This window comes from Streptomyces acidiscabies (genome assembly GCF_020010905.1).
GTDB lineage: Bacteria > Actinomycetota > Actinomycetes > Streptomycetales > Streptomycetaceae > Streptomyces > Streptomyces acidiscabies.
The window spans coordinates 3,989,351-4,012,950 of the sequence record NZ_JAGJBY010000001.1; the positions used below are offsets into that span (position 1 = coordinate 3,989,351).

Genomic DNA, 23,600 nt, shown 5'->3' on the forward strand with positions numbered 1-23,600 from the left:
CCCGACCCCGCACCCTCCGCCCCCCGCACACCAGGAGCCACCCATGCACCTCGACCACCCCCACTCCCACGCGGCAGCGCTCAGCGCAGACGCCCACCGCCCCGACGGCACCCGCAGAGCGCTCCGCATCGGCCTAGGCGGCCCCGTCGGCTCCGGCAAGACCGCCACCGTCGCCGCCCTCTGCCGAGACCTCCGCGAAGAACTCAGCCTCGCCGTCGTCACCAACGACATCTACACCCGCGAGGACGCCGAATTCCTGCTCAGGGAAGCCGTGCTGCCGCCGGAGCGCATCGCCGCCGTGGAGACCGGCGCCTGCCCGCACACCGCGATCCGCGACGACATCTCCGCCAACCTCGAAGCCGTCGAGGACCTGGAGGACAGCGTCGGCCCGCTGGACCTGATCCTCGTAGAGTCCGGCGGCGACAACCTCACCGCGACCTTCTCCAAGGGCCTGGTGGACGCGCAGATCTTCGTCATCGACGTGGCCGGCGGCGACGACATCCCCCGCAAGGGCGGCCCCGGTGTCACCACCGCCGACCTCCTCGTCGTCAACAAGACCGACCTAGCCCCGTACGTCGGCTCCGACCTCGCGAGGATGGCGGCCGACGCGAAGGCACAGCGCGCCGAACTCCCGGTCGCCTTCCAGTCGTTGAGGAGCGAGGCGGGCGTCGCCGAGGTCGCCGCGTGGGTGCGGGCACAGGTGCGTGCGTGGACGGCGTAAAGGCGACAGCCCGGCTGCGGGCCACCCTCGACGACCGGGGCGGAACCGTCCTGCCGGTGCTGGAGAGCGACGGCCCCTTGGCGCTGCGCCGCACCCGGAGTCACCACCCGGCCGAGGCAAGGGCGTTGCTCGTCGGCGCGATGAGCGGCCCCCTCGGCGGCGACCGCTTCCGCGTCGAGGCGGACGTAGACCCCGGCGCCCGCCTGACCGTCGGCTCCGCCGCCGCGACGATCGCGCTGCCGGGCCAGCACAAGGGCGAGGCGCGGTACGACGTGCGCCTGAAGGTCGCCGAGGACGCCGAACTCCGCTGGCTCCCCGAGCCGTTGATCTCCGCGAACGGCAGCGACCTGTACGTCACGACCCGCATCGACGCCGCCCTCGGCGCCCGGCTCGTGTTCCGCGAGGAGCAGGTGCTCGGCCGCGCCGGTGAGGAACCCGGCCGCCTCACCAGCCGGTTGACGCTCAAGGTCGGTGAACGCACCGTCCTGGACCAGGAGTTGGCGTGCGGTCCGGGCGCGCCCGGCGGCTGGGACGGCCCGGCTGTCCTCGGCGGCCACCGCGCCGTCGGCCAACTCATCGTCGTACGCCCGGAGTTCGCGGACGACCCGGCGCCGGTGCGGGTGCTGGCGGACGGTGCCGCCAGTGTCGTACCGCTGAGCGGCCCGGCCGCTCTCGTGACCGCGCTCGCGCCCGACGGGCTCGTGTTGCGCAGGGTGCTGGATGAGGCGCTGGCCCAACTGGGGTGAGAGATCCGGCGAACGGACGTCGTCATCCGCTTATCGGATTGGCAAAGAACCGGTGCCGGGTCTGTTCACAAGAAACGCACAACAGACAGGATCCCTCCCGTACTGACACGTCAACTTCGTACAGGGAGACCGCATTTGAGACCCCACAGAAGAACCGCCGCGCTGGGTTCTGCCGGAGTGCTCGTCACGGCGACCCTGATAGCCGGGGCCGTCGCCGCCCCCACCGCGAGCGCCACCGGCGGCAGCGGCTACGGCCAGGGCCGTGAGTCCGTCGGCGTCGCGATAGCCGCCGCACGGGCGGCGCAGGCCGGCATCGACTGGCAGGACTGCCCCACGAGTTGGGGCCTGGAGAAGCCGATCACCTGCGGCTATGTGAGCGTCCCGCTCGACTACGCGAAGCCGTACGGCAAGCAGATCAAGCTCGCCGTCGACCGCATCCGCAACACCGGGACCCCCGAGGAGCGCCAGGGCGCCCTCATCTACAACCCCGGCGGCCCCGGCGCCTCCGGCCTGCGCTTCCCGCGCCGCGTCACCACCAAGGCCCCGGTGTGGGTCAACGCGTCCAAGGCGTACGACTTCGTGGGCTTCGACCCGCGCGGCGTCGGCAAGTCCGCGCCGATCTCCTGCATCGACCCGCAGGAGTACGTCAAGGCGCCCAAGATGGACCCGGTGCCCAGTTCCGAGGCCGACAAGCGCGCCCAGCGCAAGCTGGCCCGCGAGTACGCCGACGGGTGCGCCGAGCGCAGCGGCGAGATGCTGCCGCACCTCACCACCCCGAACTCCGCGCGCGACCTCGACGTCATCCGCGCCGCGCTCGGCGAGAAGAAGCTCAACTTCCTCGGCGCGTCCTACGGCACGTACCTCGGCGCCGTCTACAGCACCCTGTTCCCGACGCACGTGCGCCGCATGATCTTCGACAGCGTCGTCGACCCCTCGCGGGAGAAGATCTGGTACCAGGCCAACCTGGACCAGGACGTCGCCTTCGAGGGCCGCTGGAAGGACTGGCAGGACTGGGTCGCCGCCAACGACGCCGCGTACCACCTCGGCACCACGCGCGACCAGGTGCAGGCGAAGTGGCTGAAGCTGCGGGCCGACGCGGCACAGGCGCCCCTCGGCGGGGTCGTCGGACCGGCCGAGCTGATCGGGTTCTTCCAGACCGCGCCGTACTACGACTCGTCGTGGATTCCCACCGCGACGGCTCTCAGCCAGTACTTCGCCGGGAACGTCCAGGCCGTCATCGACGCCGCCGCGCCCGACCTCTCCGACACGGCGGGCAACATCACCGCCGAGAACGGCAACGCCGTCTACACGGCCGTCGAGTGCGCGGACGCCAAGTGGCCGACGTCGTGGAAGAAGTGGGACCGGGACAACACCCGGCTCCACAAAGACTATCCCTTCCTGACCTGGGCGAACGCGTGGCTGAACCTGCCGTGCGCGACCTGGTCGGCCAAGCAGCAGACGCCGGTCGAGGTTCGGACGAACCGGGGCCTGCCGCAGACGCTCATCGTCCAGTCCGAGCGTGACGCCGCCACCCCGTACTCCGGCGCCGTCTCTCTCCACCAGCGCCTCAAGGGCTCCCGCCTCATCACCGAGAAGAACGCGGGCTCCCACGGTGTGACCGCGCTCGTCAACCCGTGCGTCAACCAGCGGGTCGACGCGTACCTCCTGCGCGGCACGCTCGACGCCGCCGACGTGGCCTGCGGGCCGCACGCGACGCCGAAGCCGTAAGCGTCTGTACGAGGGGACGGCCTCCGCCGGGGTCGTCCCCCCTTTGCGTCCCCTTTTACGTCAACTCAGCGGCAGCCGGGGGAACTTCTGCGCCTCCGCCTTCGCGACGGCCGCGTACTGGTCGACGTACTCCTGACCCGACAGCTTGAGAATCTCGTACATGATTTCGTCCGTGATGGCCCGCAGGATCGCCTTCTCGTGCTCCATCCCGGCGTACCGCGAGAATTCGAGCGGCTTCCCGAACCGGATCGTCACCGGGTGCAGACTTGGGAACCGCTGCCCCGGCGGCTGCGCCTCGAACGTCCCGATCATCGCGCACGGCACGACCGGCACCCCGGCGGTCAGCGCCATCACGGCGACCCCGACCTTGCCCTTGTACAGCTTCCCGTCGTGCGACCGGGTCCCCTCGGGATAGATCCCGAGCAACTCCTCCTTGCTCAGCACCCCGAGCCCTTCCCGGATGGCCGCCTGCCCCGCCTCCTTCCCCGACCGGTCCACGGGAATCTGCCCGGCACTGCGGAAGAACGCGGCCGTCAGCCGCCCCCGCACCCCGGGCCCGGTGAAGTACTCGGCCTTGGCGAGAAAGGTGATCCGCCGCTTGATGACGGCCGGCATCAGAAAATGATCGGCGAACGACAGATGATTCCCGGCGACGATCGCGGCCCCGTCCTCCGGAACGTTCTCCAGCCCCTCGATCTTCGGCCGGAACAACACCCTCAACAACGGGCCCAGCAACACATGCTTCAACAACTGGTAGAACAAGGCCCGCTCCTCGCTCCGACATTCCGGCAGGTCAGCCGGGACATCAAGTGGGGTCAGTGTAGGCGGGCGGGGAACGCACGGGAACGGACCCGGCCGGAGCTTCCTCAGCCCTGCCCGTCGGCGTCTCCCGCGTCCCCGGTGACCCGGTACCGGTCCAGCGCCGACGCCCGCTCGTGGTACGGGATCCGCGACAGCCGCGACACCATCGCCCACATCTCCCGCTCGTCCGCGAGCTGCTGCGGAACCCTCAGCCCCAACGCCCCCGCGAGCGGCCTGCGTCCGGCGTTCACCAGCGCCCGCACCGACGCCGCCCACTCGTCCGTCGCCGTCACCGCCGACCGGTACCAGACCGGCAGCAGCACCCCGAGCACGCCCACCATGACCAGCAGCAACGGCACGTCCGGCCGGTCGCCCGCCGCCAGCGCGAGCACCGCCAGCGCCATCACCGCCGCGTGCCCGAACAGGAGCGCCACGAAGAAGTCCACACTCGCGCGGGCGATCTCGGTCTGCCGGGTGAGCTGATCCGGTGCGCAGCCGGTGAGTTCGTTCCACAGGAGCTGTGTGTCCATCCGGTACCGGTCCGCCCCGTACTCCTCGAACCGCCGGATCGCGTTCCCGAGCCGGGTCGGCGCGATCTGGTCGTCGGCGATCGGATACCGCGCCAACCGCTCCTGCAACAGGGCCCGTTGAGCGGCGGTCCGGCGCCGGTCCCCGGGCACGGCCCGCGCGATCCCCGGATCCCCCAGCAGCCGCGCCAGCTCCCCGGCGTCCACCTCCGACAGCGACCCCCGCTCGTGCCGCCGCCGCTCCAGCCGCAGCACCGTCAGCCGCCCGGCCAACCGCTCCTTCGTACGACGGCTGCGCCGGCACCCGGCGTCGTACGCCCGCGCGGGCCACAGCAAGTACCCCTCCAGCAACCGGTACAGCGCGTTCTGGCACGCGTTCGCGGCGAGCCCGATCAGCAGGGAGCCGGTCAGCAGCAGAATCCCGGTGTGCCCGGACCCGATGTCCCGCACACGGTCGAACGGCCCCAGCCCACGCAGGCTCGGCGCGACGGCGAACATCAGCACCGCGAGGTTCAGCGCGGTGGGGAGGATCCAGCCGACGAGCAGCGTCCAGGCCCCACCCAGCGCGCCTTTCGCTATGTCACCCATCTACCGGGTCGGGCCATTCGTCGTCGTCGGAACCGGTGCCGGGGCCGGGCGGGGTGTGCTTGGCGGGGGTGCCGGGGTGGGTGCCGTAAACGGCGCCTTGCGGTGGGGCGGGCATGTGGTAATCGCGGACGACGATGTCCTCGTCGGACTCGGCGTCGGGCTCGGCGTACTCCGCGAGCAGTTCGGCCAGCCGCAGGGCCGAGGAGAACAGGGGAGCGATCGAGGAACGCATGAGGTGCGAGTGGAGCAACCGGGCCAGGGGGAGCGGCAGTTCCCCGGCGTGCTCGACCTGCGACTCGGCCCTGGCCAGGATCCCGTCGAGGGAGGAGTCCAGGACGTCCGGCCGTACGCGGGTCAGGTCCTCGCGCACCTCGTGGACCGCCCGCAACAGCCCTTCCGTAGGCCCCTCCGGGCTCATTGGCCCCACGGTGACGGACGAGTGGCCCCCCACCGCGATGGGGCCTGACGACACCTGGTCGGTGGAGACCTGCCTGTCACCGCCCCCGTCCTCGAACTCTTCCGGATCGCTGGGCACCTGGGTTCCCCCTGCTCGCTGGACCTGTCACCGCGGCTCCAAGAGTAGGGGGAACCCGGCCCGCAATTCAGCTCAGCACCCTCCCCAACACCCCGATCGCCGACCGCAGTTCCTCCTCCGTGATGCACAGCGGCGGGGCGATGCGGATCGTCGAGCCGTGGGTGTCCTTGGCCAGGACGCCCTCCCGCATGAGCCGTTCGCTGATCTCGCGGCCGGTGCCGAGCGCCGGGTCCACGTCGACGCCCGCCCACAGGCCCCGGGAGCGGAAGGAGACGACTCCGTGGCCCACCAGGTCGGTGAGGCCCTCGTGCAGGACCGTCCCCAACTCCGCGGCCCGGCGCTGGAATTCGCCCGTCTCCAGGAGGTCGATCACCGCCGTGCCGACCGCCGCCGCGAGCGGGTTGCCGCCGAACGTGGAGCCATGCTCGCCGGGGTGCAGGACGCCCAGGACCTCGCGGCGGCCCACGACCGCCGAGACCGGCACGATGCCGCCGCCCAGCGCCTTGCCCAGCAGCACGGCGTCCGGCACGACCCCTTCGTGCTGGACCGCGAGCGTGTGCCCCGTCCGCCCCAGCCCCGACTGGATCTCGTCGGCGATGAAGAGACACCCGGCGCGGAGGGTCAACTCCCGCACGCCGGACAGGTATCCGGCGTCGGGAATCAGGACCCCGGCCTCACCCTGGATGGGCTCGATCAGCACCGCCGCCGTCGTCTCGTCGATCGCCGCCTCCAGCGCCGCGAGGTCGTTGTACGGCACGATCCGGAACCCCGGCGTGAACGGCCCGAAGCCGCTGCGCGCCGACTCGTCCGTGGAGAAGCTGACGATGGTCGTCGTACGCCCGTGGAAGTTGTCGGCGGCGACGACGATGGTGGCCCGGTCGGCGGGGACGCCCTTCACGTCGTACGCCCACTTGCGGGCGAGCTTGATGCCGCTCTCCACGGCCTCCGCGCCCGTGTTCATCGGCAGCATCATGTCGTAGCCGGTCAACGCGGTCAGCCGCTCGGCGAATTCGGCGAGGCGGTCGTTGTGGAAGGCGCGGGAGGTGAGCGTCAGGCGGTCGAGCTGGCGGTGGGCCGCCTCGATCAGCGCCGGGTGGCGGTGGCCGAAGTTCAGGGCCGAGTACCCGGCGAGCATGTCGAGGTAGCGGCGGCCGTCGACGTCCTCGACCCAGGCGCCCTCCGCGCGGGCGACGACGACCGGCAGGGGGTGGTAGTTGTGCGCGAGGACCGGCTCCTCGGCGTCGATCAGCTCGGCAGAGGTACGCAGCTCGGACATGGTCGTCATCAGCGGATCTCCTGGGTGCAGCACTTGATGCCACCGCCGGCCTTGTGGAACTCGGAGAGGTCGACGGGGACGGGGACATAGCCGTGGTCGGCGAGCCGGGCGGCGAGCGCCTCGGCGCGCGGGGCGATGAAGACGTTGCGGCCGTCGGAGACGGAGTTGAGGCCGAAGGCGAGCGCGTCGTCGCGGGTGGCGAGGACGGCGTCCGGGTAGAGGGCGGCGAGCACCTCGCGGCTGCCCGGCGAGAACGCCTCCGGGAAGTACGCGATGTTGTCGTCGTCCAGGACGAACAGGGCGGTGTCGAGGTGGTAGAAGTACGGGTCGGTCAGCGTCAGCGCGATCACCGGCCGCCCGAAGAACTCCTGCGCCTCGCGGTGCGCCTCCCGCGTCGTGCGGAACCCCGTCCCGGCGAGCAGGTAGCGGCCGGTCCAGACGAGGTCGCCCTCGCCCTCGACGACGTGCTCCGGACGCCGTACGTCGTACCCGGCGCTCGTGAACCAGGTGTCGTAGTGGACGGACTCGGGGCGCCGCTCGGGCGCGTGGAAGAGGGCGCCGAGGACCCGGCCGTCGACGACGACCGCGGAGTTCGCCGCGAACACCATGTCGGGCAGGCCGGGCGCGGGCTCGACGGAGTCGACGGTGTGGCCGTGGGAACGGTACGCGCGGATCAGCGACTGCCACTGCTCCTGCGCGAGATCGACGTCGACGGGTTTGTCGGGGTTCATCCAGGGATTGATCGCGTACTGCACGGCGAAGTGCCGGGGTTCGCAGACGAGGAACCGCCGGGAGCGCGGCACACGGGAGTCGGGCACAGAGGGGTTCCTCCGCTTTTCCAGTGAAACCTACGGGATGTGATCAACGGTAGGAACTCACCGGTACGAGCGACAAGCAACCGACGTTGCGTGTCGACGCACGATCGCTGCGTGTTCAGGCCCCTTCACGCACGTCCGGTGCGGGATGGGTCGCGCCCGCCTCCGGAGCCTCCGGCAGCAGGTGGGACAGGACCATCACGCTGATCGTCTTCCGGATGAACGGCTCGGTCCGGATCCGCTCCAGCACCTCCTCGAAGTGCTCCACATCCCGGGCCCGCACGTGCAGCAGCGCGTCCGCCCCGCCGGTCACCGTCATCGCCGCGGTGATCTCCGGATGGTTGCGCACGACCTCCGCGAGCCGCCTGGGGGGCGCGGCGCCCTCGCAGTACACCTCCACGTACGCCTCCGTACGCCAGCCCAGCGCCGCCGGCTGCACGGTCGCCGTGAACCCGGTGATCACCCCGGACTCCCGCAGCCGGTCCACCCGCCGCTTCACGGCCGTCGCCGACAGCCCGATCGCCGCCCCGATCTCGGCGAAACTGGACCGAGCGTTCGCCATCAGCGCCGTGATGATCTTCCGGTCGAGATCGTCGCCAGAGTTCATGCGGGCACTGTATCCAGCGGATACCGCCAAGCCCCGTACATGTGCACAACGCCCGTTCCCCCCTACACTCCCCATTCATGCTGCGCGCCCTCGCCGTCGACGACGAACGCCCCTCCCTGGAGGAGCTGCTGTACCTGCTGAACGCCGACCCGCGCATAGGCAGCGTCGAGGGCGCCGGCGACGCGACCGAGGCGCTGCGCCGCATCAACCGGGCTCTGGAGTCGGGGCCCGGCGGTCCCGAGGCCATCGACGTCGTGTTCCTCGACATCCAGATGCCGGGGCTCGACGGCCTGGATCTCGCGCGGCTCCTCACCGGCTTCGCGAGGCCCCCGCTGGTCGTGTTCGTCACCGCCCACGAGGACTTCGCCGTCCAGGCGTTCGACCTCAAGGCCGTCGACTACGTCCTCAAGCCGGTCCGCAAGGAGCGCCTCGCCGAAGCCGTACGCCGCGTCGCGGAACTGCGCGGCGCCGCCCCGCACATCCCCGTCCACGAACCCGACCCCGACCACCTCCCCGTGGAGCTCGGCGGCGTCACCCGCTTCGTGTCCGTCGACGACATCACCCACGTCGAGGCCCAGGGCGACTACGCCCGCCTGCACACCGGCCAGGGCAGCCACCTCGTACGCATCCCCCTGTCCACCCTGGAGGAGCGCTGGCGCGCCCGCGGCTTCGTCCGCATCCACCGCCGCCACCTGGTCGCCCTGCGCCACATACGCGAACTGCGCCTGGACGCCGGTACGGTGAGCGTCCTCGTCGGGAGCGAGGAACTCCAGGTCAGCCGCAGGCACGCGCGAGAGTTGCGGGATCTGCTGATGAGGAGAACGTGAACACATGAAGGCGCAGCACGGCCCGCTGTCGACGAGGAGACTCTGAAAGGTGCCCAACCAGGACCCCGCCGAGCGCCGTGTCACCGTGACCGGACCGCCCCGCCGCACCCGGCGTCCCTCCGGCGCCTACCGCCCGCGCACCGAGATCGACGAACAGACCACCCTCGGCCACACGTACGTCCGCTCCCTCATGCGCTCCCAACTGCGCGCCGCGCTCACCGTGTTCGCGGTCCTCGCCCTCCTCGTCGGCCCGCTGCCCCTGCTGTTCGCGGCGATGCCGGGCGCCCGCCGCATGACCTGGCTGGTCCTCGGGTTCTGTCTGTACCTCCCGCTCGTCCTGCTGGCCCGCTGGTACGTCCGCCGCGCCGAACGCAACGAACGGGACTTCGTACGCCTGGTCGAAGACAAGTGAACCCCGGGGACCGATGAACTCCTCGTACGCCATCCCCGCCGTCGCGCTCGTTGTCGTCGCGACCGTCCTCGTCGGCGCGTTCGGCCTGCGGATATCCCGTACGACGTCGGACTTCTACGTCGCCTCCCGCACGGTCGGCCCCCGCCTGAACGCCGCCGCGATCAGCGGCGAGTACCTGTCCGCCGCGTCCTTCCTCGGCATCGCGGGCCTCGTCCTCGTCCAGGGTCCCGACATGCTCTGGTACCCGGTCGGCTACACCGCCGGATACCTGGTCCTGCTCCTCTTCGTCGCCGCCCCGCTGCGCCGCTCCGGCGCCTACACGCTCCCCGACTTCGCGGAGGCGCGGCTCGCGTCGCGGACGGTGCGCAGGCTCGCGGGCGGGCTCGTCGTCGGCGTCGGCTGGCTGTACCTGCTGCCCCAACTCCAGGGCGCCGGGCTGACGTTGACGGTCCTGACCGGCGCGCCCGGCTGGCTCGGCGGGGTCATCGTCGCCGTCGTCGTCACCGCGACCGTCGCGGCGGGCGGCATGCGGAGCATCACCTTCGTACAAGCCTTCCAGTACTGGCTGAAACTCACCGCCCTCCTCGTCCCGGCGCTCTTCCTCGCCCTGGCCTGGCACGGCGACGGGGGTCCGAAACAAGCCTTCGACGAGCCCGCGACCTTCCGCGAACAGCGTTCCGTACGCGTCGACGCGACCCTCGATCTGAACCTCGCGGGCCCCCTGACCGTGAAGGTGACCGGAAGAGTGGACGGCCGCCGGTACTCCGGCACGGAGGTGAGCCTGCCGATGGGCATCCACCGCGTGGAGCGCGGCACGCGCCTGGTCTTCCCGCAGGGCGCGGACGTCCCCACCGCCGACCGGGGCGCCACCGGCGGCATGTCGGCGTCCCTGGCGACGGGCCGCCAGGAACGCCCCCTGTACGCGACGTACGGCCTGATCCTCGCGACGTTCCTCGGCACGATGGGCCTGCCGCACGTCGTCGTCCGCTTCTACACCAGCCCCCACGGCGTCGCCGCCCGCCGCACCACGGTCGCGGTCCTCGCGCTCATCGGCGCGTTCTACCTCCTGCCCCCGCTGTACGGCGCCCTCGGCCGCCTCTACGCCCCCGAACTCGCCCTCACCGGCGACGCCGACGCGGCCGTCCTGCTCCTGCCCGACCGCATCATCGGCGGCCTCGGCGGCGACCTCCTCGGCGCGCTGGTCGCGGGCGGCGCGTTCGCCGCGTTCCTCTCGACGGCGTCCGGCCTCACGATGGCCGTCGCGGGCGTCCTCACCCAGGACGTCCTCCCGGCGCGCAACGTACGCCACTTCCGCCTGGGTACGGCCCTGGCGATGGCGGCGCCCCTCGTCGCGAGCCTCCTCGTCGGCGGCCTCCCGGTCGCGGACGCGGTCGGCCTCGCGTTCGCCGTCTCCGCGTCCTCGTTCTGCCCCCTGCTGGTCCTGGGCATCTGGTGGCGCCGCCTGACCCCGCCGGGCGCGGCGGCGGGCATGCTGGTCGGCGGCGGCTCGGCGTTTGTCGCGGTGGCCACGACCATGGCGGGCCTCCCGGTCACCGGCACCCCGCACGCCCTCCTCGCCTGGCCCGCCCTGTGGTCGGTCCCGCTCGGCTTCCTGACGATGATCCTGATCTCCCTGGCGACACCGGGGCGGGTGCCGGCGGGGACGGCGGCGATCCTGGCGCGCTTCCATCTGCCGGAGGAACTGGTGGGGGAGGGGCGGGGGCTGCCGGGGGCGACCGGGTACGAGGCGGGGGCCGGGGCGGCTGAGGCTGGTGTGGGGAGTCTGCCGGGTGGCGGGGTGGCCGAGGGGGATATGGGGCGTTCGTCGCGTGGCGGTGTGGGCGAGGGCGGTGCGGGGCGTTCGCCGGGGGGTGGGGAGGCGGTGCCGGAAACTGGTGCGCGGCCGACCCGGGACACCGCGCGACCACTCGACCGCACACCCGGGCACGCGGGGCGCGAGGCCGGGGCGGTGGAGCCGTACGCCGGGGCGGTGGGGCCGGATGTCGGGGCGCCGCGTGACCGTGTCCCGCCGCAGTCCCGTCCGTCGGCAGGGGAGCGCCCGTCGGCAGGGGAGAGACTGCCGGTAGGGGAGGGGCCGTCGCAGGAGGACCGGGTCCCGCACCAGTCCGCATCGTCGGCTCCCACCGAGCGGCCGTCCCCCGTCGAGCGGCCCGCCCCGCAGAAGCGGTCCTCCTCCGGTGAGCGGCCCGTTCTCCCGGCATCGGAGTCCGGCTCATGAGCGGCTTCCTCGCCGGGCTCCTCGTCGCCGCCCTCCCGCTGCTCGCCGCAGGCTTCTGGCTGGGGCGGCGTACGGCGCGGCCCGAGTCCCTCGGCGGTCTCGGCACGCCGGTCGAGCACGCTACGTTCCAGACCCTGCACACGGCGTCCCTCGCGGCCCCCGCGCTGCGGGCCGGGCTCACGGAGGACTCGGCGCGGAAGTCGGCGCGCAGACTGCGGACGCTGCTCGGGACCGACGCGCTGTGCCTCACCGACGAGAAGAGCGTGCTCGCCTGGGACGGGGTCGGGGCGCATCACCGGGCCGAGATCATGGGGCGGCTGTCGGGGGCGCTGGAGACCGGGCGGGGGGAGGCGTTCCGGCTGGTGTGCGAGGTGCCGGACTGTCCCGTGCGGTGGGCCGTCGTCGCGCCGCTGACCGTGGACGAGCGGGTGCACGGGGCGCTGGTCGCGTGCGCGCCGCGCGAGTCCGCCGTCCTCGTCCGGGCCGCCGCCGAGGTTGCCCGCTGGGTCTCCGTACAGCTCGAACTCGCCGATCTCGACGACTCCCGTACCCGGCTGATCGAGGCGGAGATCAAGGTGCTGCGCGCGCAGATCTCGCCGCACTTCATCTTCAACTCCCTCGCGGTGATCGCCTCGTTCGTGCGGACCGACCCGGAGCGGGCGCGGGAACTGCTGCTGGAGTTCGCGGACTTCACCCGCTACTCGTTCCGCAGACGCGGCGACTTCACCACCCTCGCGGACGAACTCCACGCCATAGACCACTACTTGGCGCTCGTGCGGGCCCGCTTCGGCGACCGGCTCGCCGTCACCCTCCAGATCGCGCCCGAGGTCCTCCCGGTCACCCTGCCGTTCCTGTGCCTGCAACCCCTCGTCGAGAACGCCGTCAAGCACGGCCTCGAAGGCAAGGCCGACAAGTGCCACATCAGGATCACCGCGCAGGACACCGGCGCCGAGGCCACGGTCGTCATCGAGGACGACGGCGCCGGCATGGACCCGGAGCTGCTGCGCCGCATCCTCGCGGGCGACGTCAGCCCGTCGGGCGGCATCGGCCTCTCCAACGTCGACGACCGACTCCGCCAGGTGTACGGCGACGACTACGGCCTCGTCATCGAGACGGCCCCCGGCGCCGGTATGAAGATCACCGCGCGCCTCCCGAAGTACCAGCCGGGCGTCCACCCGGCCGCCCGACTGGCACCGCAGTGAATCTCAGGGCTGGCGCATCACTATCAGGGCAAGTGTGATCAGCCCCAGCACGACCCAGCCGAACCACAGCCAGCCGTTGCTGCCGAGCGCGACCGTGTAGGCCGTCACCGCGACGAGTCCGCCGACGGTGACCACCCCCATGGTCTTGGTGGAGCTGTCCGTGGAACCGGCCATCGCGACACCCTCCTCAGGGCCGCCCTCCGCAGGGCGGGTCCACCCTCCATGGTGCCCTGATGTCAGCCCTGGCGTGAGTTCAGGGACGCCAGATACGCGTTGTACGCCTCCAGCTCCTTGTCACCGTCCCGGTCGGCCGCGCGGTCCTGGCGCTTCGCCAGGCGCTGGTCCGAGCCGTACCACTGGAAGAGGAGCGCGATCAGGACGATCACCGAGGGGACCTCGCTGAACGCCCACGCGATGCCGCCCGCCGCGCTCTGGTCCGACAGGGCGTCGATGCCGAGGGAGGCCGGCGGGTTCTCGAACGACTTCACCATCGGCTGCGACGCCATCATCAACGCGATACCGAAGAACGCGTGGAACGGCATTCCCGCGAACAGCTCCAGCATCCGCATCAGATATCCCGGACGCTTCGGGCCCGGGTCCACACCGATGATCGGCCAGAAGAACACCACGCCCACCGCGAAGAAGTGCACCATCATTCCGAGGTGCCCCGCCTTCGACCCCATCAGCGTGTCGAACAACGGCGTGAAATACAGCGCGTAAAGGCTCGCGATGAACAGCGGGATCGTGAACGCGGCGTGGGTGATGACCGTCATGTACCGGCTGTGCAGCAGGGCGAGCAGCAGCTCACGCGGCCCCTTGCGGCCCTTCCCCGCGACCGGCAGCGCCCGCAGCGCCAGCGTCATCGGCGCCCCGAGCAGCACGAGGATCGGCGAGACCATGCTGATGATCATGTGCTGCACCATGTGCACGCTGAACATGACCATGCCGTAGTCATTGAGCTTCGTACACATCACGAGCACGACGGTGAGAACACCGAGCGCGAAGGAAATGGTGCGCGGCCAGGACCAGGAATCACCGCGCCGCCGGAGTTTCAGCACCCCCCACCCGTAAAGTCCGAGCCCGAGAATGCAGGCGACGAGGAAGAACGGATCAGCGGACCATTCCAACCCCCGCCCCAGCGTGAACGGCGGCAGATCCATGGTCATGCCGTGCCCGCTGTGATCCATAAGGGCGGCTCCAGACGAGGTGGGGAAATATGCGCCTACAAGAGTAGAGCGACCCCCGGCACGTCATGTCACCGGGGGAGCAACCCACCTTTAGGGGCGCGGGGAACTGCGCGACCAGCCACAGCAGACCCGCACCCGCCGAACAAGCTAAACCACGCACTCCGCCTCGGCGTACCGCTGCTCCGGCACCGTCTTCAGCGTCTCCACCGCCTCCGCCAGCGGCACCATCTCGATGTCCGTCCCCCGCAGCGCGGTCATCTTGCCGAACTCCCCGCGGTGGACGGCCTCGACCGCGTGCCAGCCGAAGCGTGTCGCCAGGACGCGGTCGTACGCGGTCGGCGTGCCGCCCCGCTGGACGTGCCCGAGGATGACCGGCCGCGCCTCCTTGCCGAGCCGCGACTCCAGCTCGATGGACAGCTGCCGGGCGATCCCCGCGAACCGCTCGTGGCCGTAGATGTCCTTGTCGCCCTCGTCGAAGCTCATGGTCCCGGCCTTCGGCTTGGCCCCCTCCGCCGCGACGACGATCGCGAACCGCTTGCCCGCCTCGAACCGCGCGCCGACCCGCCGGGTCAGCTCGTCGATGTCGAAGGGCCGCTCGGGGACGACGACCGCGTGCGCACCGGCCGCCATCCCGGAGTGCAGCGCTATCCACCCGGTGTGCCGCCCCATGACCTCGACGACGAGGACGCGCTGATGCGACTCGGCGGTGGTCTTGAGCCGGTCGAGCGCCTCGGTCGCGACACCCACGGCCGTGTCGAAGCCGAACGTGACGTCCGTGACGGCGATGTCGTTGTCGATGGTCTTCGGTACGCCGACGACGGGCAGCCCGGCGTCGGACATGAGCCGCGCCGCCTTGAGGGTGCCCTCACCGCCGATGGGGATGATCGCGTCGAGGCCGAGCTCCTCGACGTGCCCCTTGGCCCGCTCGACACCGTCGCGCAGATGGGAGGGCTGGACCCGGGAGGAGCCGAGGATCGTGCCGCCGCGCGCGAGGATGCCCGCGACCGCGTCGAGGTCGAGCTTGAGGTAGTCGCACTCCAGGAGGCCCTTCCAGCCGTCCCGGAAGCCGATGACCTCGTCGCCGTGGTCGACGACGGCACGGTGCACGACGGACCGGATGACGGCGTTCAGGCCGGGGCAGTCGCCTCCGGACGTGAGGACACCAATGCGCATAGCGCAACAACCTTCTTCACGTGGGCCGGGGACCGGACCACGTCGTCCGGCTCGATTCCCCGCCACCCTAGCGTCAGGAAGGGGTCGATCCGAAGGGTGCGTCCGTCTGCTGGACGCACCCGCTCACCTGCGCGGGGGCACCGTCAGACGGGCTGTTGACGGTGCCCCGAAAAACAGGTGAACACACAGGTCAGGCAGGCTGCTGGGCCGAGGCGATCCGCTCGCCCCGCAGCGCCTCGTACCACCGGTCGTCGCACGGCGGCAGCGCGTTCACATCGAGTGCGAGTTTCAGCAACAGGTCACCGATGAGCGGGTTGCGCGCGAGGACGGGACCGTGCATGTACGTCCCGAACACGGTGTCGCTGTACGCGCCCTCCGTGCCGTCGCCCGTGCCGTTGCCCTTGCCCATCTGGACGCGGGCGAACGGCCGCGCCGTCGGCCCGAGATGCGTGACGCCCTGGTGGTTCTCGAACCCGGTGAGCTGCGGCAGCCCGAGCCGGGGGTCGATGTCCGCGAGGACGTCACCGACACACCGCTCGCCCTCGCCGCGCACCGTCGTCACGTCGAGCAGCCCGAGGCCCGGCTGGCGCTGGCCCTGGTCGTTGACGAACTCGTGGCCCAGGATCTGGTACCCGGCGCACACCGCGAACACGATCGCCCCGTTGTTCACCGCCTGGTACAGGTGCCCGTCCCGGATCAGCCGCTCCGCCGCGAGCCGCTGCGGACGGTCCTCGCCGCCGCCGATCAGGTAGATGTCGCCGGACGTCGGGATCGGCTGGTCGCTGCGGACGTCGAGCCGCGCCACGTCCAGACCGCGCTGCCGCGCCCGCCGCTCGACGACCAGGACGTTGCCCTGGTCGCCGTACGTGCTCAGCAGGTCCGGGTAGACCCAGACGACCCGCAGTTGGTTGTCGCTCACTGGCTGAATCCCCTCAGTTGCCGACGCGGCGGCGCAGATCCTGGAACGCGGTGTAGTTGGCGATGACCTCGATCCGGCCCGGCGGGCACGCCGCCACCGCCTGGTCGGCCGAGTCGAACACCTGGAAGTGCTGGTTCGCCACTTCGAGCCGGACGGCGAGGTCGAGCTTGCGGTCGCCGATGACACAGATCGGGTGCCCGGTCAGCTGCGTGTAGTCGACGTCCCACAGCCAGGAGGTGTCCGTGCCGTCCGCGCCGCGCGCGTTCACCGACAGGATCACCGGCGCCGGTGCAGGATCGATCAGGCTGAACGTCTCCAGCCAGCCCGCCGGGTTCTTCGCCAGCAGCAGCCGCAGGTCCCGGCCCATGAACTGGACGACGTCGTAGCGTCCGGCGACCGCCTGCACCTGGTACATGCGTTCCAGGGCGACCTGCGGCGGCACCCCGAACACGGCGGCGACGGCGGCCGAGGACGCGGCGTTGGCCTTGTTCGCGCGGCCGGGGAGCTGGAGGTGGATCGGCCAGGCGGAGCCGTGCGGGTCGATGACGTGGTCACCGGACAGGGCCCAACTCGGCTGCGGGCGGCGGAAACCGCACTCCGCGCAGTACCAGTCGTCGCCGGGCCACTGGAGCACGCCACCGCAGGACGGGCAGGACCAGGCGTCGTCCTTCCACATCTGACCCGCCGCGACCCAGATCACGTTGTGCGAGGAGGACGCGGCCCACACCACCAGCGGGTCGTCCGCGTTGGCGACGACGACCGCCTTCGAACCGCTCAGCCCCTCACGCCACGCCTCCGCCATCATGCGGGTCTCGGCGGCGCGGTCGAGCTGGTCACGGGAGAGGTTCAGCAGCGCGATGCACTTCGGGTCGGTGTCCCGCGCGACCCCGGCGAGGTACTTCTCGTCGACCTCGATCACGCCGTACCGCGCTTCCGAACCGCCCGCGAGCGCCGAGGTGATACCGGCCGGCATGTTCGCGCCCAGGGCGTTCGACACGACCGGGCCCGCCGCGCGCAGCGCCTCCGCGATCAGCCGGGTCGTGGTGGTCTTGCCGTTGGTGGCCGAGACGAGGACGACGTCCAGGTTCTGGGCGAGCCGGGCGAGGAGGTCGGGATCGAGTTTCAGGGCGACCTTGCCGCCGATGACCGAACCGCTGCCACGGCCCGCGGCCCGCGATGCCGCGGCGACCGCCTTGCCCGCGGTCACGGCGATCTTGGCCCGCGGCGTGAGCGGGTCCGAGTTGCCTGCCATCAGTCCTCGATCCTCCTTCGTACGCGCCGCGCCTCTGCCTGACGACAACGTGATGGGTGGCCAGCCTATCGAGATCCATTCGCACTCCCGAATCCCGCCACCGTCTCACGGCTGTTAGACATGCGCGTGTCACAAAGGACCGTACCCTTACGGCCATGCCACACCGCTCCATCCCGGGCACACGGGGCCGAGTCCGCCCGATCACTTTGCACGGCACCCAGTCCCTCCACACGCCCTGCGAGGAGGTCCCGGCCTTCACCCCCGAACTGGCGTCGTTGGTCGAGGACCTGTTCGCGACGATGTACGCGGCGCAGGGGGTGGGCCTGGCGGCGAACCAAGTAGGCGAACCTCTACGGGTTTTCGTGTACGACTGCCCGGACGACGAAGACCTCCGCCACGTGGGCCACATCGTGAACCCCCGAGTAATCAGCGTGGACGGCGTAGTACTCCGAGGCCCGGAAGGCTGCCTATCCCTACCGGGCCTGGAGGCAGGCACGGAACGCTACGACGAAACGGTGATCGAGGGCTACACGATGACGGGAGCCCAGATCAGGGTTGAGGGCACAGGCTTCTTCGCAAGATGCCTGCAACATGAAATGGACCACTTGGAGGGCAGCACTTATGTGGACCGGTTGGAGGGCTGGCGGCGGAAGCGATTGCTGAGACAAGTAAGCAGAGCCTCTTGGAGCAAGGGGAGTTGACTTACCTAGGGGCGCGGGGAACTGCGCGACCAGCCACGAAGTACCCGCACCCCGCAACGCATCAGAACCCCGGCCCCCCAACCCGGTCTCCCGCAGCCGCAAGCCGCCCCCACAGAAGATCCGCCAAACACCGCACCAACTCACTCCGCTCACAAGGCCGTTCCCCCAACCACCAATCCCCAGCCGCATGCATCATCCCAACAATCCCATGCCCCCACACCCGAGCCACCTGCTGCCCACCAGGCCCCAGATCAAGCCGCTCCTCGATCACCTGAGCCAACTCCTCCCCCATCCGCTTCAACAGAGGAGCAGAGTGCCGCCCGACATCCCCCTCGGCCGGGTGCATCAAAAACCGATACACCTGAGGCCGAGCCTCGATCGCGGCAAGGTACGTATCAAGCGTCGCCTCAACCCGCTCACGCCGCTCAGCAGGAGCATCGAGCGCGGCCCGCAACGAGGCCAACAGCGCATCCGTATGCCGCATGGCAAGAGCCGCGTACAACCCACCCTTGTCCCCGAAGTGCCGATACAGAATCGGCTTGGTGATCCCCGCCTCAGCGGCGATCGCGTTCATCGAAGCCTGCGGCCCCTCCCGCAGCACCACCCGATCCGCCGCCTCCAGCAGTTCACGCCGACGACGGTCAGCAGACCTCTGCTGGTCGGTCCGCTGTGTGGTGTCCATTTCCGCTCCCCTGTGGTGTTTCGGTCCCGCCTGCGCAAACTAACACCTGCATCCGGAGTTGACTTTTCCTACTCGCGAGTAACACACTGGCGTTACCGCTAGTAACATGATGGTAAGTGTCGCCGTTTGTGCACCGCCGCGCTGGAGGAGTCATGGCCGAGTTCACCATGGAACTCAACGACGAGCAGAAAGAGGTCCGGGACTGGCTCCACGGCTTCGCCGCCGACGTCATCCGCCCCGCCGCCGCGGAGTGGGACGAGCGCGAGGAGACCCCCTGGCCGGTGATCCAGGAAGCCGCCAAGGTCGGCATCTACTCCCTGGACTTCTACGCCCAGCAGTACTTCGACCCCACCGGCCTCGGCATCCCGATGGCCATGGAGGAACTCTTCTGGGGTGACGCGGGCATCGCCCTGTCCATCGTCGGCACCGGCCTCGCCGCCGTCGGCGTCCTCGCGAACGGCACCGAGGAACAGATCGGCACCTGGATACCCCAGATGTACGGCGACGCGAACGACGTGAAGGTCGCCGCGTTCTGCTCCTCCGAGCCCGACGCCGGTTCCGACGTCGCCTCCATGCGCACGCGTGCCGTGTACGACGAGGCCAAGGACGAGTGGGTGCTCAACGGTACGAAGACCTGGGCGACCAACGGCGGCATCGCCAACGTCCACGTCGTCGTCGCCGTCGTCGACCCCGACCTCGGCTCCAAGGGCCACGCGTCCTTCATCATTCCGCCGGGCACCGAAGGCCTCTCCCAGGGCCAGAAGTTCAAGAAGCACGGCATCCGCGCCTCCCACACCGCCGAGGTCGTCCTCGACAACGTCCGCGTCCCCGGCTCCTGCCTCCTCGGCGGCAAGGAGAAGCTGGACCAGAGGATCGCTCGCGCGCACGAGAAGGCGAAGAGCGGCGGCGAACGTGTGAAGAACGCGGCGATGGCGACGTTCGAGGCGTCCCGGCCCGCCGTCGGCGCCATGGCCGTCGGTACGGCACGTGCCGCGTACGAGGTCGCGCTCGACTACGCGAAGACCCGCGAGCAGTTCGGCCGTCCCATCATCGACAACCAGGGCGTGGCCTTCCAACTCGCCGAGATGCGTACGCAGATCGACGCGGCCCGGCTGCTGGTCTGGCGTGCCTCGTGGATGGCCATCAACGGGAAGCCGTTCACGGCCGCCGAGGGGTCCATGTCGAAGCTGTTCGCCAGCGAGACGGCCAAGACGGTCACGGGGCAGGCGATCCAGATACTCGGGGGGAACGGGTACACGCGGGAGTACCCGGTGGAGCGGATGCACCGGGACGCCGCGATCTACACGATCTTCGAGGGGACGAGCGAGATCCAGAAGCTGGTGATCGCGAGGACCCTCTCCGGGATGAACATCCGCTAACGGTGTTTCAGAGGCGTGAGCTGCTCGATGTCATAGCGCCGTCGTAGCTCCTCGATCGCCTCGTGGTCCGGCGGCCCGCCGCTCCCCAGAATCTCCAGCAGCTCCTCGAAGTACCGCTCATGATCTGGGGGCGGCGACGCCTGGAAGAACATCTTCGCCGGGGTGTCCGTCGGGTTCGCGAACGCGTGCGGGCAGCCCGGGGGTACGACGATGACCGTGCCCGGTGTCGCCCGGACCACCCTGCCCCCCGAACTCGACTCCCAGCGCTGCCAGTTGTCCGGCGTGCGGATGCGCGGCTCGAAGGCCAGGACGTCCAACTCGCCCTCCAGGACGTAGAACAGCTCCTCGCTGTGCGTGTGGACGTGCGCGCCCACGTCGAACCCCGGCGGCACCTCCACCTCGAACGTGGACGCCGTCCGCGAGTGCTCCCCGGTCACCTTGAACGTCACCCGCTGGGCCGGGGTCTGGACGACGCGCCCGTGCCCCGGCGGTACGAGGAGACCCTCGCCGGCCGTCACCAGGTCACCGGCAGCGACTCGGGGCCACGGATCAACGCGCCCTTCCTGAAAGGGACTTGGTCGGCGGGAACCGCCAACTTCAGTCCCGGCAGCCGGTCCAGGAGCGCGTCCACCAACAACTCCTCCTCCATGCGCGCCAGCATGTTGCCGGGACAGAAGTGCGGGCCGAACCCGAAGGCCACGTGGGGATTCGGCGAGCGGGAGAAGTCGATCTCGTCCGGCGAGGGGAACACCGCCGGGTCCCGGTTCGCGGCGAGGTACGACACGTACACCGCGTCCCCCGCCCGGATACGGACCCCCCTGATCTCGACGTCCTCGGTCGCGATGCGGGAGAGGCCGACGGCGTTGCGGTGGGGGAGCCAGCGCAGCAACTCGTCGATGGCGCGCGGCCGGATCGCCGGGTCGGCGCGCAGTCGTGCCACCAACTCCGGCCGGGTCAGCAGGAGATGGAACAGCTGGCCGCTGTTGTTCGTGACGGCCTCGCCGCCGATCTGGAGGAGGACGGCGAGCCCGACGGCCTCGTCGAGGGTGACGTCCCCGCGCCCCACGGCCGTACCGAGGAGCGAGGCGACGTCCTCGCCGGTGGAGCCCTCGCGCAGGCCGATCAGGTCGGCGAAGTACGCGCCCATCTCGGCCTTGGCCTTCTCGCTGACCTCGCGGCCGTGCGTGGAGGACAGGATGAGCTGGGTCCAGGTGTGCATGACGTGCCGGTCGGCGGCGGGGACGCCCATCAGCTCGCAGATCACGGCGATGGGGAACGGCATGAGGACGGCGCCGGTCAGATCGGCGGGCGGGCCCTCGGCGAGCAGCGCGTCGACCATCTCGTCCAGCATCGCCCGGGACCGGTCCCGGACGCGCTCGACGCCCTTCGCGGTGAACGCGGCGGCCACCGAGCGCCGGATGCGTGTGTGGTCCGGCGGATCGAGGAAGCCGACCGCGCCGCGCTCGGGGATGAAGTGCGGGGCGAGCCGGGTGACCGGCCGGTCCATGACGGCCTCGCGGCTGAAGCGCGGATCGCTGACCGCGAACCGTACGTCGTCCATGCGCGTCACCAGCCACGCCCAGCCCTCGCCGTTCGGCAGCTGGATCCGGGTGACCGGGCCCTCGGCCATCAACTCCCGTAGCACCGGGTCGAATTCGGTGCCCTGGAGATCCAGCGCGGGCCACTGCCGTACCGCCTGGGTCAGCGTCTCCTCGGTCATGCGCGGCTCCAGCGTCCGAGCGCCATCTCGGCGGTGATCCCGGGACCGAACCCGGCGAGCAGACCGCGCGCGCGGTCGGGGGCGCCGCCCTCGTCGAACAGGCGGCGCAGCGCGTCCAGGACCACGGCGCTCGCGATGTTGCCGTACTCGGTGAGGGTGGCGCGGCTGAAGCGGAAGGCCTCCGGGTCGACCTGGAGGAACTTGCTCAGGTCGTCCAGGATGCGGGGGCCTCCGGCGTGGACGATGTAGAAGTCCAGGTCGGCCGCGTCCCAGCCGTGCGTGCCGGCCAGCTCCTGGAGGGCCGGGGCGAGGGGTTCCATCGTCGCCGGGACCCGCTTGTCCAGCAGGAAGTGGAAGCCGGTCGCCCGGACGTCGTACATGATCCACTCCTCGGTCTTCGGGATCAGGTACGAGCCGTTGCGCTCCAGCGTGATGCCCTCGCCGCCCCGGCCGCGCATGACGGCCGCCGCGATGCCGTCGCCGAACAGGCCGTTGGACAGCAGGGAGCCGATCGCGAGGTCGGTCGGCTGGTAGCACAGCGAGCAGAACTCGCAGGCCACGATCAGCGCGTTGGCCTGCGGATACGCCGTACAGAAGTCGTGCGCCCGGTTGATCGCCGCGCCGCCCGCCGCGCAACCGAGCTGCGCTATCGGTATCTGGCGGGTCGAGGGGTCGAAGTCCATCTCGTTGATCAGCCACGCCGTCAGCGAGGGCATCATGAACCCCGTGCACGACACGTACAGGATCACGTCGATGTCCGAGGTCAGCAGCTCCGCGTCGTCCAGCGCCCGCTGCACCACGGCAGGCACCCGCGCTTTCGCCTCCGCGACGTAGACCCGGTTGCGCTCCTCGAACCCCGGGTGCTTCAGCGTCTCCTCGATCGGCTGCACGATGTGCCGCTTCCGGACCCCCGTGTTCTCGATCAGCCGCAACGCCAACGGCAGTTGAGGATGATCCGCGTGCCGCTCCCGCGCCAGCTCCAGCGTCTCCTCCATCGTGATCACATACTCCGGCACCGAAACGGAGGGCCTGCACAAAGTAGCCATGACCGGATCCTGCTTTCGCCAGGGGATGCTCCCCTCACGATCACTCGGGGACCAGGCGATCTCGCGCGGAGTTACTCCATTCCAGCGACAAGGGACCTTCGGGGATTCCGGAGACGCGGGGCTCTCGGAGATTCCGGCGGCACGGGCTTTCTGGGCGGGTCTGGCGCCACGGTGCCCTTTGGACGGGCGGCGAGTGCATGTTTTTTAGGGGCGCGGGGAACTGCGCGACCAGCCACGACGAACCCGCACCCGGCAACGCTTCAGAACCCCCTACGACGACCGCCCGCTACTGTGCGCAATGCACGCAACGTCAATCCGGTCGGCCAACTTCGCCAGCTCGATCGTCAGATCGGCCACAGTCTCCTCGTCCCACCCGGACTCCCCGGCCTCGACAAGGTGCAGCCACCTCCCGCCCAGCGTGCGCAGCAACTTGCTCACATCGGCCGCCGCCACCTGCAGATCCCCCCGGTCGTCGACGATCAGAGGCAAAGTCACTTCCCGGTTCACGCCCCGATCG

24 protein-coding genes and 1 pseudogene are annotated in these 23,600 nt (G+C 70.5%); 9 read left to right on the plus strand and 16 right to left on the minus strand.

The window, feature by feature from the left end:
* Positions 1 to 43 precede the first annotated feature (43 nt).
* The 3 genes from ureG to J8M50_RS18510 all read left to right on the plus strand — a co-directional run bounded on the left by ureG (position 44) and on the right by J8M50_RS18510 (position 3,195).
* A complete protein-coding gene (ureG, locus tag J8M50_RS18500; RefSeq protein ID WP_010355505.1) occupies positions 44 to 721 on the plus strand; it encodes an urease accessory protein UreG in 678 nt (225 codons plus the stop codon).
* On the plus strand, positions 709 to 1,467 hold the full coding sequence (locus J8M50_RS18505) for an urease accessory protein UreD (protein ID WP_010355504.1): 759 nt from the start codon (positions 709 to 711) through the stop codon (positions 1,465 to 1,467). The genes ureG and J8M50_RS18505 overlap by 13 nt, the downstream gene beginning before the upstream one ends.
* Positions 1,468 to 1,602: 135 nt before the next feature.
* Positions 1,603 to 3,195, plus strand: a complete 1,593-nt coding sequence (locus J8M50_RS18510) for an alpha/beta hydrolase (RefSeq protein WP_029184109.1) — start codon at positions 1,603 to 1,605, stop codon at positions 3,193 to 3,195.
* Positions 3,196 to 3,255: 60 nt separating this feature from the next.
* Here J8M50_RS18510 and J8M50_RS18515 read toward each other — a convergent pair whose 3' ends face one another.
* The 6 genes from J8M50_RS18515 to J8M50_RS18540 form a co-directional block, all read right to left on the minus strand.
* Positions 3,256 to 3,957 carry a lysophospholipid acyltransferase family protein gene (locus J8M50_RS18515; RefSeq protein WP_010355502.1) on the minus strand — a complete coding sequence of 234 codons (702 nt, stop codon included), beginning with the start codon at positions 3,955 to 3,957 and terminating at the stop codon, positions 3,256 to 3,258.
* A gap of 104 nt (positions 3,958 to 4,061) precedes the next feature.
* Positions 4,062 to 5,111 (minus strand): hypothetical protein, encoded by a 1,050-nt coding sequence (locus J8M50_RS18520; RefSeq protein ID WP_010355501.1) that lies wholly within the window; start codon positions 5,109 to 5,111, stop codon positions 4,062 to 4,064.
* Positions 5,104 to 5,646 (minus strand): hypothetical protein, encoded by a 543-nt coding sequence (locus J8M50_RS18525; protein WP_010355500.1) that lies wholly within the window; start codon positions 5,644 to 5,646, stop codon positions 5,104 to 5,106. Before J8M50_RS18525 ends, J8M50_RS18520 begins: the two co-directional genes overlap by 8 nt.
* Positions 5,647 to 5,713: 67 nt before the next feature.
* The gene (gene rocD, locus J8M50_RS18530; RefSeq protein ID WP_010355499.1) at positions 5,714 to 6,931 is read right to left on the minus strand and encodes an ornithine--oxo-acid transaminase; all 1,218 of its coding nucleotides are present in this window, start codon (positions 6,929 to 6,931) and stop codon (positions 5,714 to 5,716) included.
* Positions 6,931 to 7,740 carry a dimethylargininase gene (ddaH, locus tag J8M50_RS18535; protein WP_010355498.1) on the minus strand — a complete coding sequence of 270 codons (810 nt, stop codon included), beginning with the start codon at positions 7,738 to 7,740 and terminating at the stop codon, positions 6,931 to 6,933. The genes rocD and ddaH overlap by 1 nt, the downstream gene beginning before the upstream one ends.
* Before the next feature lie 115 nt (positions 7,741 to 7,855).
* Entirely contained in the window at positions 7,856 to 8,344 is a 489-nt protein-coding gene (locus J8M50_RS18540) for an Lrp/AsnC family transcriptional regulator (RefSeq protein WP_010355497.1), read from the minus strand.
* A gap of 77 nt (positions 8,345 to 8,421) precedes the next feature.
* Between J8M50_RS18540 and J8M50_RS18545 the strand changes: the two genes are divergently transcribed.
* From J8M50_RS18545 to J8M50_RS18560, 4 genes and pseudogenes are all read left to right on the plus strand, one after another.
* Positions 8,422 to 9,171 (plus strand): LytR/AlgR family response regulator transcription factor, encoded by a 750-nt coding sequence (locus tag J8M50_RS18545; RefSeq protein WP_010355496.1) that lies wholly within the window; start codon positions 8,422 to 8,424, stop codon positions 9,169 to 9,171.
* A gap of 49 nt (positions 9,172 to 9,220) precedes the next feature.
* Complete coding sequence (locus tag J8M50_RS18550; protein WP_010355495.1) at positions 9,221 to 9,583, plus strand: membrane protein; 363 nt, start codon at positions 9,221 to 9,223, stop codon at positions 9,581 to 9,583.
* 13 nt (positions 9,584 to 9,596) lie between these two features.
* Positions 9,597 to 11,297 (plus strand): annotated as a pseudogene (locus tag J8M50_RS18555) (sodium/solute symporter); the annotation flags it as partial.
* A 521-nt stretch (positions 11,298 to 11,818) separates the two neighbouring features.
* A complete protein-coding gene (locus J8M50_RS18560) occupies positions 11,819 to 13,024 on the plus strand; it encodes a sensor histidine kinase (protein WP_010355493.1) in 1,206 nt (401 codons plus the stop codon).
* A gap of 3 nt (positions 13,025 to 13,027) precedes the next feature.
* On the opposite strand, the gene J8M50_RS18565 is transcribed toward J8M50_RS18560, so the two are convergent.
* The 5 genes from J8M50_RS18565 to J8M50_RS18585 form a co-directional block, all read right to left on the minus strand.
* A complete protein-coding gene (locus J8M50_RS18565; protein ID WP_010355491.1) occupies positions 13,028 to 13,198 on the minus strand; it encodes a hypothetical protein in 171 nt (56 codons plus the stop codon).
* Positions 13,199 to 13,260: 62 nt separating this feature from the next.
* Positions 13,261 to 14,211, minus strand: a complete 951-nt coding sequence (locus J8M50_RS18570; RefSeq protein WP_010355490.1) for a cytochrome c oxidase assembly protein — start codon at positions 14,209 to 14,211, stop codon at positions 13,261 to 13,263.
* A 147-nt stretch (positions 14,212 to 14,358) separates the two neighbouring features.
* A complete protein-coding gene (locus tag J8M50_RS18575; protein ID WP_010355489.1) occupies positions 14,359 to 15,384 on the minus strand; it encodes a 6-phosphofructokinase in 1,026 nt (341 codons plus the stop codon).
* Between the two features lie 190 nt (positions 15,385 to 15,574).
* Positions 15,575 to 16,303 (minus strand): type 1 glutamine amidotransferase, encoded by a 729-nt coding sequence (locus tag J8M50_RS18580; protein ID WP_010355488.1) that lies wholly within the window; start codon positions 16,301 to 16,303, stop codon positions 15,575 to 15,577.
* A 13-nt stretch (positions 16,304 to 16,316) separates the two neighbouring features.
* Positions 16,317 to 17,555 carry a Mur ligase family protein gene (locus tag J8M50_RS18585; RefSeq protein ID WP_010355487.1) on the minus strand — a complete coding sequence of 413 codons (1,239 nt, stop codon included), beginning with the start codon at positions 17,553 to 17,555 and terminating at the stop codon, positions 16,317 to 16,319.
* A 155-nt stretch (positions 17,556 to 17,710) separates the two neighbouring features.
* Between J8M50_RS18585 and def the strand changes: the two genes are divergently transcribed.
* Positions 17,711 to 18,256 (plus strand): peptide deformylase, encoded by a 546-nt coding sequence (def, locus tag J8M50_RS18590; RefSeq protein WP_010355486.1) that lies wholly within the window; start codon positions 17,711 to 17,713, stop codon positions 18,254 to 18,256.
* 61 nt (positions 18,257 to 18,317) lie between these two features.
* On the opposite strand, the gene J8M50_RS18595 is transcribed toward def, so the two are convergent.
* The gene (locus tag J8M50_RS18595; RefSeq protein WP_010355485.1) at positions 18,318 to 18,938 is read right to left on the minus strand and encodes a TetR/AcrR family transcriptional regulator; all 621 of its coding nucleotides are present in this window, start codon (positions 18,936 to 18,938) and stop codon (positions 18,318 to 18,320) included.
* A 152-nt stretch (positions 18,939 to 19,090) separates the two neighbouring features.
* Between J8M50_RS18595 and J8M50_RS18600 the strand changes: the two genes are divergently transcribed.
* Positions 19,091 to 20,317, plus strand: coding sequence for an acyl-CoA dehydrogenase family protein (locus J8M50_RS18600; protein ID WP_010355484.1), 1,227 nt, complete (start codon positions 19,091 to 19,093; stop codon positions 20,315 to 20,317).
* Here the strand turns inward: J8M50_RS18600 and J8M50_RS18605 are convergent.
* The 4 genes from J8M50_RS18605 to J8M50_RS18620 form a co-directional block, all read right to left on the minus strand.
* Positions 20,314 to 20,835: a cupin domain-containing protein gene (locus J8M50_RS18605; RefSeq protein WP_010355483.1), complete on the minus strand. Its 522-nt coding sequence runs from the start codon at positions 20,833 to 20,835 to the stop codon at positions 20,314 to 20,316. The two genes, J8M50_RS18600 and J8M50_RS18605, sit on opposite strands and share 4 nt — an antisense overlap.
* On the minus strand, positions 20,832 to 22,037 hold the full coding sequence (locus tag J8M50_RS18610) for a cytochrome P450 (protein WP_010355482.1): 1,206 nt from the start codon (positions 22,035 to 22,037) through the stop codon (positions 20,832 to 20,834). The genes J8M50_RS18605 and J8M50_RS18610 overlap by 4 nt, the downstream gene beginning before the upstream one ends.
* Positions 22,034 to 23,083: a type III polyketide synthase gene (locus tag J8M50_RS18615; RefSeq protein WP_029184108.1), complete on the minus strand. Its 1,050-nt coding sequence runs from the start codon at positions 23,081 to 23,083 to the stop codon at positions 22,034 to 22,036. The genes J8M50_RS18610 and J8M50_RS18615 overlap by 4 nt, the downstream gene beginning before the upstream one ends.
* Positions 23,084 to 23,353: 270 nt before the next feature.
* The gene (locus tag J8M50_RS18620; RefSeq protein ID WP_029184107.1) at positions 23,354 to 23,590 is read right to left on the minus strand and encodes a DUF6213 family protein; all 237 of its coding nucleotides are present in this window, start codon (positions 23,588 to 23,590) and stop codon (positions 23,354 to 23,356) included.
* Positions 23,591 to 23,600: the final 10 nt, after the last annotated feature.